Annotated in this window: 12 protein-coding genes; 8 read left to right on the forward strand and 4 right to left on the reverse strand. The window is 46.4% G+C overall.

What is annotated here, in order from left to right; all coding sequences use genetic code 11:
• The coding region (locus COW20_06235; protein ID PIW49319.1) for a chemotaxis response regulator protein-glutamate methylesterase at positions 1-128 on the forward strand (128 nt) is incomplete at its 5' end.
• A gap of 92 nt (positions 129-220) precedes the next feature.
• Positions 221-778 carry a hypothetical protein gene (locus COW20_06240; GenBank protein PIW49320.1) on the forward strand — a complete coding sequence of 186 codons (558 nt, stop codon included), beginning with the start codon at positions 221-223 and terminating at the stop codon, positions 776-778.
• 42 nt (positions 779-820) lie between these two features.
• On the opposite strand, the gene COW20_06245 is transcribed toward COW20_06240, so the two are convergent.
• Positions 821-1,582 (reverse strand): DNA-binding response regulator, encoded by a 762-nt coding sequence (locus COW20_06245; protein PIW49321.1) that lies wholly within the window; start codon positions 1,580-1,582, stop codon positions 821-823.
• Positions 1,583-2,027: 445 nt separating this feature from the next.
• Between COW20_06245 and COW20_06250 the strand changes: the two genes are divergently transcribed.
• From COW20_06250 to COW20_06260, 3 genes are all read left to right on the forward strand, one after another.
• On the forward strand, positions 2,028-2,567 hold the full coding sequence (locus COW20_06250; GenBank protein ID PIW49322.1) for a DUF4442 domain-containing protein: 540 nt from the start codon (positions 2,028-2,030) through the stop codon (positions 2,565-2,567).
• Positions 2,560-4,020 carry a hypothetical protein gene (locus COW20_06255; GenBank protein ID PIW49323.1) on the forward strand — a complete coding sequence of 487 codons (1,461 nt, stop codon included), beginning with the start codon at positions 2,560-2,562 and terminating at the stop codon, positions 4,018-4,020. The genes COW20_06250 and COW20_06255 overlap by 8 nt, the downstream gene beginning before the upstream one ends.
• Positions 4,021-4,104: 84 nt before the next feature.
• A complete protein-coding gene (locus COW20_06260; protein ID PIW49324.1) occupies positions 4,105-5,790 on the forward strand; it encodes a hypothetical protein in 1,686 nt (561 codons plus the stop codon).
• Position 5,791: 1 nt separating this feature from the next.
• Here COW20_06260 and COW20_06265 read toward each other — a convergent pair whose 3' ends face one another.
• Positions 5,792-7,117: a hypothetical protein gene (locus COW20_06265; protein ID PIW49325.1), complete on the reverse strand. Its 1,326-nt coding sequence runs from the start codon at positions 7,115-7,117 to the stop codon at positions 5,792-5,794.
• Positions 7,118-7,153: 36 nt separating this feature from the next.
• Between COW20_06265 and COW20_06270 the strand changes: the two genes are divergently transcribed.
• The gene (locus COW20_06270; GenBank protein ID PIW49326.1) at positions 7,154-7,963 is read left to right on the forward strand and encodes a hypothetical protein; all 810 of its coding nucleotides are present in this window, start codon (positions 7,154-7,156) and stop codon (positions 7,961-7,963) included.
• Here the strand turns inward: COW20_06270 and COW20_06275 are convergent.
• Positions 7,935-9,554: a hypothetical protein gene (locus COW20_06275; GenBank protein PIW49327.1), complete on the reverse strand. Its 1,620-nt coding sequence runs from the start codon at positions 9,552-9,554 to the stop codon at positions 7,935-7,937. The genes COW20_06270 and COW20_06275 overlap by 29 nt on opposite strands.
• A gap of 109 nt (positions 9,555-9,663) precedes the next feature.
• Between COW20_06275 and COW20_06280 the strand changes: the two genes are divergently transcribed.
• Together COW20_06280 and COW20_06285 are read left to right on the forward strand one after the other, a co-directional pair.
• Positions 9,664-9,996, forward strand: coding sequence for a hypothetical protein (locus tag COW20_06280; GenBank protein ID PIW49328.1), 333 nt, complete (start codon positions 9,664-9,666; stop codon positions 9,994-9,996).
• Between the two features lie 133 nt (positions 9,997-10,129).
• Entirely contained in the window at positions 10,130-11,608 is a 1,479-nt protein-coding gene (locus COW20_06285) for a hypothetical protein (protein PIW49329.1), read from the forward strand.
• Positions 11,609-11,629: 21 nt separating this feature from the next.
• Here the strand turns inward: COW20_06285 and COW20_06290 are convergent, their stop codons facing one another.
• Complete coding sequence (locus COW20_06290; GenBank protein PIW49330.1) at positions 11,630-13,372, reverse strand: multidrug ABC transporter; 1,743 nt, start codon at positions 13,370-13,372, stop codon at positions 11,630-11,632.
• Positions 13,373-13,443: the final 71 nt, after the last annotated feature.

Genomic DNA, 13,443 nt, shown 5'->3' on the forward strand with positions numbered 1-13,443 from the left:
CCTTTGCCCAGAACGCGGAGACCTGTGTGATTTATGGCATGCCTGAAGTAGCCATGAGATTGGGGGCTGCTGAAAAAGCCATTCCCCTGATGGAGATCCCCAATACCCTGCTCGCTGCCTTGCGCTGAATAAGTTATTGCAAAAAAATACAGGTTCAGGCCTTAATGATTGGCATCTTTACAGGCTGTTGTTATACTCTGATAGGAATATGACAAGCCCTATGAATAAAAAACTCAATTTAAAAATATGCATCGCCCTTTTGGGAGCATCTTGCCTGCTGGTACTTGGAGCCTGTGCTTCTGAATCAGAATCTCAGAACAGTGGAAGTTCGATGCCTCCAGGCACAAAAATACAGTTAAAATCTGAAATAATGTATTGTTGTTGGGAAGATCTGCTCAAATTCGCAGAAACAAAAGGGTTAGCGTATCAGGAATTGTATCAGAAAGCCTTGAACGGGGACGCAAATGCTTTGGATAAACTCTTGCTCTTTTCTAAGGAACTGGATTTACGCAACAGTTCGGCCCATGCCGTCGCCCTCACGAGTTTGCTCTATGGTTTAGGAGACAGCGCTTTTGCCAAACAACTGAAAAGCCTGGAAGCAAAAGGGGAACTCAAACAGGAGCACCCTTATTTCAAAGAAACAATGAAAGAAAACTTACGCAATTTACTCGAATCAGGAGCCTCTTTTAGCTCGGCAGCTGAATTAAAGGGTTTCAGCTTAGCAAATTACGCTCAAACAGCAGCACAACTGGGCTATACGACGCAGGGCAACCAATAAAAGATTGACAAAAACACAGATTCTATCGTCAATTCTCCAAACTCAATGAATTTCAACCTGTCCCTTAAAGAAATAGCCAATACCCCTGGAGGTTTCAATCAACTCCTCACCCTCAGTGATTTTATTCAGTTTACGCCGCAGGCGTTGAATATGGGTGTCAACGGTACGCCCCCCCACCTGAGGATCTGACCAAACAAATTCCAATAATTCATCTCGGGTAATCACCCGGCCCGAATGTTTGACCAAATAGGCCAATAAATCAAATTCCCGACGGCGCATATCGATTTCAACACCGGCCCAAAAGACTTTGCGCTTTTGAAAATTAAGCGAAAATTTGCCTGAGACCATGGCTTGATCACTTGAATTATTATCCTGGGCCAGACGGCGCAAGAGAACCCGAAAACGGGCACGCAGTTGAGCAGGCTCAATCGGCTTGACAATATAATCTTCAGCTCCAGCTTCTAAACCCGAAACAATTTCAAAGGTATCCGAAATGCCCGAAATTAACATTACTAGAATCTGAGGGCTGATTGTTTTGACCCTTTGACAAACTTCAATTCCATTTAAAGAACTTTCATCAAGTAAGATATCTGAAATCAGGATATGGGGTTTGAAAATATCAATCGCCATAAAACAACTTTCAGAATCTGTAATCCATTGAACTTCTACGGATTCATTTTGAAGAACACGGGCAATCAAAGCAGCACTGATTTCATCATCTTCGAGAATCAAAACCCGAGTTCGATCAGTTGAGTCAGCTTTACGAATCGTGTTTTGTAGGGTTGAAACAATTTTATTTTTCATTATTTAATTGTATTAAATTTATTGGAGTCGGAACTGACTAAAGTTGAAATTAAACTGAAACATTGAACTGATTATTCCTGGCAACCATTGCTACCATCATGATAACTGAACCAGCAAGCATCTGTCTTTAATTTTCAATTAAATCTAATGCAATATTTATTTAAAATAACTGGGACGTCAAAACCAAGCAAAAGGTTCCAGATTCAACCGTGCTAAAACAGCATAAAAGCTACTTTTATGCCCAGATTTGACAGACCCTTTCAAACGGTCGAAAAAGCCTTCTTTTTGTAACTATTCAATTATAAAAAACCGAACAGAAAAACAGTGAAATCAAAACCATGTACTTAAATCAGATACTTACAATCGATTTCACAGTTTATTTCTCATGGTAAAATGCCAATCAGGAATAATCAGAATCCTGTAATGCGACAAAGGAGTCTGTTGGATGCTTGCTGCTCTGCAAAATCAAAATTGGTTTCAATCTCTGCGCAACTATTTGCCCGCCTATTTTATAGAGAATACTTTTATTACACTTTTCGGCCTGAGCAAGGTGCCCATGCTGTTTTTTCTACAACCCCGCGTGATTGCACTCACCGATAAAAAATGTATTATCAAAATCCCCTTGAGCTGGCGCAGCAAAAACCACCTGAATTCCATGTATTTTGGCGCCTTGGCTGCAGGAGCAGACTGTGCAGGTGGCTTCATGGCGATGAAAATTGTCTATGAAGAAAAATGGCCGATTTCGATTGTCTTTAAAGATTTTCAAGCTGAATTTTTACGTCGCGCAGAAGGGGATACCTGGTTTGTTTGTGAAGACGGGCTGGAAGTGCGTGAAATGATGAATACAGCTCTGCGCACTGGTGAAAGACAAAACTGTACCGTCACCGTTGAAGCTTTTGTTCCCGAAGATCGTCCGCAAGAACCCGTTGCGCGTTTTCAACTCACCCTTTCGGTGAAAAAGCGCGAGCCCCGCAGCCATGGCTGATTTAAACAAAGCCCGTCAGAAATGCGCAGATGCCCGCAAAATTCTGCAAACCGCACGCTCAATGAAAGGCAATCGCGGCCTGGTTGTCAGAGCGATTGAGCTTTACCAGGAAGTTTTGCGCGAACATGCCCATGAACTGAGTGAACCTTTTGCCGCCCTGGCTCAAATTTCCTGGTCGGGTGGGGATCGGGTCAGTGCCTTTCGCTTTGTTCAGGCCGGCATTCAAATCCACCCGCGCAATACCAAACTCCAGGCCTTGCGCGCCCGCATGGACCAGGCACAAAATACAACCCTTGAAAGCAGTGAAGAAACACTTGGCCCCAGCAAACCTGTATCTGTTCAAAATCCCACAGAATTGCAATCTGACCTTGGGCAGGAACAAGACCAAACCAAGGTCAGCGAAGGGGATGAAATCAGCTTACTGCAAAAAATTCTGATCAAATTGGGCTTTACCGTTCAGATTACAGGAGCCTATGATCGCAATACCTACGCAGCCGTCAGAACCTTTCAGAGCAGCCGCAAACTGCCTGTGACAGGATCCGTAGAAGCCAATACCCGCGAGACACTCAACCCAATCGCAAAGATCGTTTTGGCTGAAGAAAAAGCCACCGAGCAACTCTTGCAGGTCATTGAAAATCTCAGTCTAAGCTTAGCCCAAGACCTCACTGAAAGCCTGAAACAATTGGTCTGGGAATTAATACAACAATTGCTGACCGTGACCCAACAAGTCTTAGAACCAGAAGAAACCCAGGCCCCCCCTCAAGAACGCGACAGTCATCCACGCGAGCCCCTGCAATCACGTCTGGGCAATATGGGGCAAATGGGCATTGTCAGCAAAGGGTGGGAAGTCATTCGTTTACAACAAATCCTGCAAAGAGAAGGCTTCCCCGTCAAAGTCAACGGCAGCTTTGATTTGCAAACCTTTACTGAACTCAGCCGCTTTCAATTGGAACACCATTTGCCCGTGAATGGCCTGGCCGAAGCCGATACCCGTGCCGTGCTCAATCTGCACCTCGAAAAACTCTATGCAGAACTCGACGCCGCAGATGCTCTGCGTGAAGTCATTGACGAGTTTCAGTGTTTTACAGGGATACAGGCCCAAGCCAGTCAAATCATCCGCCTGCGCTTAATCCAGTCTCAATTAATCGAATTGGTTAAAACAGGAAAACTTCCCCCTCCCCCTCCTGAATTGATGGATCTGTGGCAAATACGCTCTGAATTAGGCCCTTCTAACCGTCCGGGCAAAATCAGCAGCGGTTCAGAGGTGCGCATTCTTCAGCAAGCCCTCAAACGGTTGGGATTCAAAGCCGAAATTACGGGAACCTACGATAATGATACTTATAACGCTGTGCGCAGTTTCCAAATCAGTCGAAAACTTCCCATGACAGGCTTAATGGATGCCAAATCACGTGAAGAATTGAATCCACTGGTCTTAAACCTGCTCTCTCAATAAATTCAATTCAAAAATTGAACGGGTTTTTGAACATCTTCAGCGTCTTGGGTGTCTTTCGAATAAGAACACTCGGAGGAACCCCCCATGAAAATCCAAACCCGTCAACTGAGCCTGTCTATTCTATTGGCCATGAGTTTAAGTGCCTGCTACGCATCGACTAAACAAGATGCGAAAACCCCTCCCCCCCCCAGAGAAGAAGCGCTTGATGAACTCAAACTTCAAGCGGCAGCTCCCATGCCTGGTCGCAAAGTAAAATCAGAAGCCTATGCCAATAAACCGGCAACCACGGGTCTCGTCAGAGATCGGGACGCGGCTCCAGAAGCCAATATCCGCCAGGCAGGGGAAGGTTTCAATACCGAACAATATGACAAGATTGACGAAAACCCCTTTCTTGAAGCCCTAAAAAATCCGCTTTCAACCTTTTCAATCGATGTCGATACCGCTTCATACAGCAATTTGCGCCGTTTTATTCAAAATGGAAAACTGCCTCCCGCCGACGCCGTTCGGATAGAAGAAATGGTCAATTATTTTGACTATAACTATCCAGAGCCCAAAGGAGAACACCCTTTCTCTTTGATTACAGAACTTTCTACCTGCCCCTGGAACAGCAAACACAAACTTTTGCATGTGGGCTTACAGGCCAAACGGCTGAATTTGAAACAAACGCCCCCCAATAACCTGGTCTTTCTGCTGGATGTTTCAGGCTCAATGGAAGATGAGAATAAACTTCCGCTCCTAAAAAAATCCCTTCGGCTCTTAATTGATGAACTTCGCGAAGAAGATACGGTTTCTATTACCGTCTATGCAGGCGCTGCCGGACTGGTTTTACCGCCTACCAGTGGTGCCAAAAAAGAAGTGATTATCGATGCGCTTGAGAAATTACAAGCCGGTGGATCCACGGCAGGCTCGGCAGGGATCAAGTTGGCCTATGAAACAGCTCGCAAACATTTCAAAAAAGAAGGCAATAACCGTGTCATTTTGGCAACGGATGGTGATTTTAATGTGGGCCCCTCCTCAGACGGTGAACTGACACGCTTGATTGAAGAAAAACGCAAACAGGGAATCTATTTAACCGTGCTGGGTTTTGGCATGGGCAATTACAAAGATTCCAAAATGGAAAAACTGGCGGATACGGGCAATGGCAACTACGCCTATATCGACAGCCTGCTCGAAGCAAAAAAGGTCCTGGTTCAAGAACTGGGAGGCACCTTGCTCACCTTGGCCAAAGACGTCAAACTGCAACTTGAATTCAATCCCACCAAAGTCAGTTCTTATCGCTTAATAGGTTATGAAAACCGGCTTCTGCGCGCAGAAGATTTTGACAACGATGCCAAAGACGCGGGAGAACTGGGTGCCGGGCACAGTGTAACGGCACTCTATGAACTGGTTCCTGCCTCAGAGGGAAAATCTAACAGCCAAAACTTGCGTTACCAGGAAACCCAAATCAAAAACAGCGCCCAATTCAGCGATGAACTCTTAAATCTCAAACTGCGCTATAAGCGCCCAAACCAAGAAAAAAGTGAGTTGATCACCCGACCAGTGAAAGATACAGCCCTGGCTTTAAATCAAACCTCTGACGACTTCCGTTTTTCTGCTGCAGTGGCTGGGTTTGGCCTGGTCCTGCGCAACTCAGCCTATAAGGGCGACTGGAGCTTGGCAGACAGTCAAAAATTGGCTTCGGGCGCAAAGGGAGAAGATCAGCACGGTTATCGCAAAGATTTTTTAAGTCTTTTGTCTCAAGCACAAAAGCTTCAGACAAAAAATGATTAGCTCAGGGCAGATCCAAAGTATAACCCCTTAAGGTTTCTTTTCCCCACAAACACCCCCCCCTCAGATTGAAGTGGGGGGTGTTGATTTCAAGTTCGGCACAGCCATCTTCACGCCTTTTCAGTTTCAACTGTGAACGCAAGGTTAAATAAAAAGCCAGTTGAACCCTTCCATTTCCAAGCTGGGTGATCTGCGTTTTTCCACGCAGAAGGCCGGTCAGCAGGGGATGAAGAATTTTCACTTCTGAACCAGGCAAGAGCAGGGTTTGATGGGCGTTCAAGCTCACCAATGCCAGGGGGCGAAGTTCAAGCTCTTGCGGACGAAGTTCGATCTGAATCAAAAATCCATCCTGGGCAGAAAAACGCACAGCCTGAGGTAGAAAATTCAAACTTGGATTTAAGGCAGCAATACGTGGAATATAGTGCTTTATTTGCAGAGGCGAAAACTGACTGAAGTCTGTTAAAAGCGCTTGCGGCGTCCTCCCCGTCTCCTCTATGGCTTTCTGCCAATCGGGAATCTCCGCTTGAATCAACGCGACCTGCAAGCGTCCCAAGTGGGCCAGACGCTCAGCTTCACTCAAGAGCAGAGCATCGGCTGTGAGCTGCTCATGTATTTGCAAAGGATTTTGAAAGGGATTCAAATACTTAATTTCTTCGGGCAGTTCATGTGCTTGGGCAGCCATTTGAATCTGATCACAGAGCCAAAATCGCAGGCCCAGAAGAAGTTCTTGTTTTTCTTCATGGTTCCGCTCAGTTTCCTTGCCAGCAAAACGCAAGGCACGGGCGGCTAGAAAAACACGGATCCAGTCTCTGCGTGGCTCAATCTGAGAACTGTTCAGAGCTTTTTGCAAAGCCCGCATTTCAGGCAACCAATTGCCAGGACTTTGGTAGATGCCTTGGGTGAAAATGGCGTCTTCAGACGGGGCCAGACGAGGCTGACGCTCTAAAAGCCAGTTTTGAAACGCACGACCGAAAGGCTTACAAAAGAGGGGTTCTGTAGAAGCTTGAGGGGCCAATTGAAAATCTTCTGGCAATAAAAAGAGGCCTTCAAAATCGGGAAGTTTTTCAGCCATTTCAGGTAGATTGACGCGCCCAGAGCCCCAGATACACTCGGATCCTGGCATTTCCAAATAAAAGTGATCCGGCTGAAAACCCTGCCAAAAGGCCAGCGGTAGTTGCTCCCAAACTTTCAGGCTTTCCTGAAACAATTGCAATTGAAGCCGAGTCTCCAAGCGAATGGGGCATGCGCGCGCAAGTGCTGTTTGGATTGAAAAAAGCGACAAAAAGCTGAAAACCAAAAGAGAAAGAGCAAAACTCGCAGTATAATACATAGGTTCATTTTAACCTGGGCAGAAACCAGAGGCGCTATGTTTTCAAAAGATTACCCAAAACCCTCTCAAGAAAAAGGCACCGGCGATCTCTCCGGCTGGGATCACGCGGCTAAAATTGCACTCAAAAAACTGGAGGAAAGAGGCAGCCTGGAGCTGCTAGACGAAAACAGCCGCAATCAACTGGAACCCCAATTCATCAAATGGCTCTATTGGGCAGAAAGTCATCAGGGCTCAGAAATTATCTTCAAAACAGAAACCGGCTTGGTCAAAGGCATTCCTCTCAACAGTTTTTACGATTTTCCTGAACGGTATGAACGAAAAATTCAGCAGGGAGCCTTTATCAGCCTGGAAATGGAAGATGGTCGTTCGCTGATACTCTATCTGAACCAATGTACCCGTGAGAACCTGAATCTTCAGATCGAAGCGGCCCGCCAATCGATTCCCCTGACCACAGAACGCCCTTTGCAAGAGCGCATACTTGAAAAAATGAAACAGGATGGACATTTGGGATTTCTCAGCAAAGAGGGAATGAAACATCTTTCATTAAAACTCTTAAAATACCTGGATTACGCCGTAAATATCCGCCCAGGTTCAGAAGTCATTTACCGCTCAGCCAATGGTTTTGTACATGGCGATGCCCTTGAAAAGCTCTTAGAACGCCCTGAACTCTTTGAAGAAGTCCCCAAACCTTTGTATTTGGCGATAGAAGTCGGCGAGATATCCGTGATTTTTGATACCCAAGATCCTCAACCGGGAACCATTCACCAGCTAATCGCCAAAGCGCAGGATCTGGCTGAACGCAAAAAATTAGAACGGTCTAAGACTGGGCCTCTTGCAGAATCCTGAGCCAGGTTTGATTGTCAATTTTACCCGTGGGTTCAATCTGATATTTTGTTTGAAAGGCTTTGACCGCAGATTCAGTTGCTGGGCCAAAGGAGCCTTTAACCCCTTGGGTATTAAAACCCAATTTTGTCAATGCTTTTTGCAGCGGTATCAAATCGGCTGAGGATTCACCCCGCTGAAACATGACCTGTTGAGGATGTGTTTTTTGATGTTCCGCAAAAGCTGTATTGAGCGCCTCCAACATATGCGTATCGATACTGCCACCGTGAACAGGCAATTGATGAGCTTCTTGAAAGGCTCTGACAGCAGCTGCGGTTCCATTGCCATAGGCGCCAGAGGTGCCCTTGGTATCAAAGCCCATGGCGGTCAATTGTTTCTGAATCGTGGCCAGGGCAGCACGAGATTGGCCTTGAGAATAAAGCACTTTACCCGTCTTTTGATAGCGCTCAAGCGTCGCTGGGTCTGTGGTCTCAGCCGTTTGCATCAAGGTCACATCATAGGTTCCGACCATATCGCCTTTACCAGACAGGCGTCCGGTGGCAGGATCCAGACGAAATTTATGCGTTCCCCCTCCAGCAGGGTCTTGAAAGGTGTAAAAAGTGCCAGCTTGATCTTTGCCGCGCCCTGAAATTAAGACAAAATGGTCAGTAACGCCCTCATTGTATTCATTTCCATCCTGTTTGCGGTAGCTGACCCCCACAATCGCCGGGCGTCCGGCATTCAATTCTGCGTCCAGCTGGTCCAGCATTTTCGTCGCTTGGTTTTTAGAGACCGTTACACGGCCTTGGGCATTCTCTTTGCTGGCCACATAAAACTCATTTTTACCCATATCGCCATCGCGAATCCGATCGCGGGCATCAAACTCAGTATAGGCATCAGGGGTGCCATCTTTGCCATGGAGTGCGTTAAACAACATGGCTTCTGAGGTGCGATAACAACCTGTGCGGGTTTGCTGACGAATGGGAGAAACTGAAAGTTCTACGTCTTGACCGCGATCAGAAGCTTTCAGTGCAGCCATGGCCATCACCGAGCTTTTGCCAAACTGTCCATCGGCAGAAACCTTATTGGCCTGACCCAAGGCACGTAAATCAGGATGATTCAGACGGGCATCCAAGGCCTTTTGAATTTTTTCAATTTCAGCAGCATTGGTGGGGTCTTGAATGGTTTGTTCATTGATTTCAAGCTGAGAAATTCCATTTTTTCGAAGCAAGTCCGTCATTTCTTGAGGGGTGATACCAGCGAGGTGCAAACCCGCACGAAACCCGACGAGAATCGCATCTTTTTGTTTTTGGCTCCAGGCAGGAACCGGTTCTGAAAAACTCAGAGCAGCAAGTGCCGAACCCTTTTGGCTGCCTAATTGAGTCTTATCAGAAACAGGCCGGGTAACTGCAGTCTGGGTTTGAACGGGAGCGGAGGTGACAGGACGTGTAGTCTGGTTGCCAGGAGAGACGGGCAAGGGTAATCCTGGTTGCTGAACTTGCTGAACAGAGGGCATATCCTGACTCCAAAAATTAGTTTGAACACTCTTGTTATAGTATACCCCGACAGAATCTTTCTCAAACATGGTCATTTTTAACTTCCCGTCAAAACCCACAGAAGGGTTTCTCAATCCTCAAAAATTTACCGCCTGCTTAAATATCGGTATACTGAATCCGTTCTCTCTCTTATATAGCTCCCAGGAGAAACGCTTTATGTTCCCAATCATGGGCCGCCAAAGCAGAGCCATAGGCTTTGCGATTTTGTTTTTGCCCCTCCTGCTCTGGATGAGTTGCAGTATGCAGGCTGGGAAAATTGTGAAAACAGAAAAAGTAGAAGCTTCTATCCTAGAAATGAAAACCCTGCCCCCGTCTTCACCGGGAATGAGCCCAGTTCATCTGCTGAAACTCAAGCTTCAAAACGGGCGTGATTTCTCCTTAAAATTGTATTCAAATCCCCCCGAACCACAACAAAAGATTCCTCTCCTGATTCAAACCCGAGCCGATGGCCGTGAGTTGATCCGTTTGGATGCAGAGAAATGGCAAGCACTTGGTTTTTAAAGGACAAATTTGCATTTTTTCAGTCCTGCTTGCAGTTTGATGTGGATCAAGTGAAAAAGCTGTTTCAGATCAATCCAAATCTGGCTGTTCAGCTGTAAACTATTATTCAAAGTTCAGCAAAGGCGGCTTGGTTATGCATAAGAAACTTTATTCTCCTCTCTTGGCTTTCATTTGGTTAAGTGCTTGCCAGACAGTGCCCGTATCCCCCGGTGCCAGCCCCTCCCCCACTCCCAGCAGCAATCCAACCGTCAGTCCAAGTGTCGTTCCCAGCGCGGTTCCGAGTGCCAGCCCCACCCAGCCGATAGCAACGCCAAGTCCTCAAATCAGTGCAACTCCTCAAACGCAATCCTTACGTATTATCACAGGCATCCCCGAAAGCCTGCGACTGGATGAACCCGCCCTGATCCTTCAGGGCAATTTGCAGGCTGGAGATGAAAAAATTGAAGCCCTGAATTGGGAAGTGCTGACGCCTGAATTGGGCGAAATTCAAAATGGTCAGCTGATTTTAAAGCAAATCGGAAAAATCACACTGCGGGCCTATGCCCCCAGTCAACCCAGTTTAGAGCAACATTTCAGCTTCGAAATTCTACCTGCGCTGAGGTCTCTGCCCACCCCAACGCCCAGCCCCACCCCCATGCGTTTTGAAAACAAATCTGGACTACTGAGCGATATTGTCTCTGCAGGAAATTATGTTTTCACTTCAGACAAGACTCTGGATCAGGTTCATGTATTGGATCTGCGCACAGGCAAGTTTGCGTCTCATTTGTTCGTCATGCAGGATCCCGACTCTCTGGCTGTCAGTAAAGATGGGAAATGGGTCTATGTTGCCAGCCAGGCCTCAGACCGAATTTATCCCATCTCAGTAGAAAATGCACAACTTCACTCCCCCATTTCAGCAGGCGGTAAAGTATTTGACATGGTTGCAGGGCAGGATCGGCTGTATATCAGCTATGTGGATAAAACCCAGAAAATTAAAATTATTCAACCCAGCACCAGCGCACCCAAGGGGGAACTGCCTGAGGAAGTCCCCAGCCACAGTTTGCTCTGCCTGCCCCCCGATGGGAAAACGATCTATGTGGGCATTCCCAATACTGACGATGCAAGACTCTACAGCGTTGATATCAGTCAGGAAGATAAAACTGAAGTCTTGCTGGATACCCTCAGAGAATTAACTGAAGATGAGATCTACCAACGAGATTATAAAAACGTAAAATTTGATCCTGTCTATGGCAAAAATCTGCGTGAGATGAAGGTTTCTCCTGATGGAAAAAAACTATACCTGGCCTTGAGCTATCCCAAATACCCCAGCCGTATACAAGTACTGGATCCCGTCAGTCTAAAAATCACAGATCATATTGATTTGGGTGCTTCGCCAGAAGGGTTGGACTTTTCTCCCGATGGCAAATATCTGTATGTTTCGCATGAGCATTTTGATATCCATGTCTTTGACAGCCAGACCCATGCCCAACGCTTACGAAAACCCACCTATCTCTGGGCGGAACGCGTCACAGCCAGCGCCGACGGCAAATATGTATTCGGATTCATGGCCAGCAATTCAGTCAATAGCAACCGCACGCTGTTCAAAATCATGGATGTTTCAGAAATCCCCTGAAATACAAATCTTGATGAAAGATCAGCTTTGACGTTCTTGCTGCATTAATAACCGCACGGCGGCATCAAGACTGCCAGCAGGAAGAATCTGACCGGCATTGACAAAGAAAATTTGATCAGCACTTTCAATCGTATTCAATCGATGGGCAATCACAACCCGTGTGGTTGTAGCGGGAAGTTTTTGCAAGGTTTCTTCCAAAAGCTTTTCACTGACCGTATCAATATTGGCTGTAGCCTCGTCCAGGATTAAGAGTTCAGGCCGCCTCAGTACCGCGCGCATAAAAGCCAACAGCTGCTTCTGGCCCAAACTGGTTTGATTTTGATCTCCACCAACTGGGGTTTCCAATCCTTCTTCAAAGCGCTTTAAAAAAGGAGACATTCCCATTTCTTCAAGTTTTTTAAGTAAAGCAGCTGAACTGAGTTTGAGAAGCTCTAAATTCCCAATACACAGATTTTCAGCGACCGTCCCCTCAAATAAGAAAGGCTCTTGCAGGATAAAGCCTATTTTCTGGCTCCTCTCCTCAGCCGTCAGACTGCGTAAATCCTGCCCATTAAAAAAGACCTGGCCAGAAACTGGGTCATAAAGCCGTGCCATCAAGGCAGCAGTGGTAGATTTCCCTCCGCCGGTCGGCCCGACAAAGGCATAGGTTTTTCCTGCTTCAAGTCTAAAACTGACTCTGTGCAAAACCTCGGGGCCTTCCGAATAGCTGAAACAAACCTCGTGAAAGGCTAAGCAAGCTGAGTTTGCTTGAACAGGCTGTTTCTCCAAAACCGGAAGTTCGCTTCGCTCATCTAAAACCCCTGCAATCCGATCCCAACTGGCCAAAGCCAACTGAAAAGAAGCCCATAACATCGCAATTTGACGCAAAGGATCATAAAAACGGTTGACATAGGTTAAAAAGCTGATCAGCAAGCCCACTGTAATTTCTGATTTTTGCAAAAGCCAGATCCCATACCCCAAAACCCCCAATTGGGCCAAATGATAGACCAACTCATAGACAGGTGTAAAAATACTGCTGGCATAACCTGCGCCCAAAGCCGCCTGATAATTTTCTTGATTGTGAAACTGAAAGCGCTCTTGAAAATAATCCCGGCGGTCAAAAACTACAATTTCTTTAAAATGATTGAGACTCTCTTGAATTTCAGCACTCAAAGCCCCTGTTTTTTGAAGGCTGAGGGCATTCGTTTTTTTAACCCAGGGAGAAACAGCACGGGTCCAGATCAGCAGCAGGCCGGCAGGGAGAAGGGCTACAAAACCCAATTTGGGCTGAAGAATCAAGACAAAGACCCCTGCACCCAGCATGATAAACAAATTGCCAAGAAAACGCACAAGGCTTTCAGAGAGAAACTGATTCAACTTATCGGTATCATTGTTAATGCGGGAAATCAAATCCCCTGTCTGGTGCCTGAGAAAATAAGCCACCGGAAGGGCTTGAATCTTTGCAAAAACCCGATGACGTAAGCGAAACAAAACCTCTTGCCCTACGGTTCCCATCCAGATCATTTGCCGGTAATGGGCCATTAGCGCAATCAAATACAGACCGAAAAGGCCTCCCCCCATTTGAAAAAGCCCGACATAATTCTTTTTCAGAATAAAATGGTCAATCGAATAGCCAATCAAAAAGGGGGCGATCAGATTCAAACCTGAATTCAATAAAAGGGCCAAAAAGGCCAGTAAAATCAAAGGGCGCTGATCTGCAATCAATTCCCAAAAACGGCGCAGGGAAACACGCCAACCTGTCGAAGTAACAGTTTCTATCTTCATCAGGTCTTGCGCAGGAGACTCCGGCATTCATGCCGGAGAGGCAGAGCGCATCCGGTGTAAGCCGGACGTGT

The sequence above is a fragment of the bacterium (Candidatus Blackallbacteria) CG13_big_fil_rev_8_21_14_2_50_49_14 genome (genome assembly GCA_002783405.1).
Taxonomy (GTDB): Bacteria; Cyanobacteriota; Sericytochromatia; order UBA7694; family UBA7694.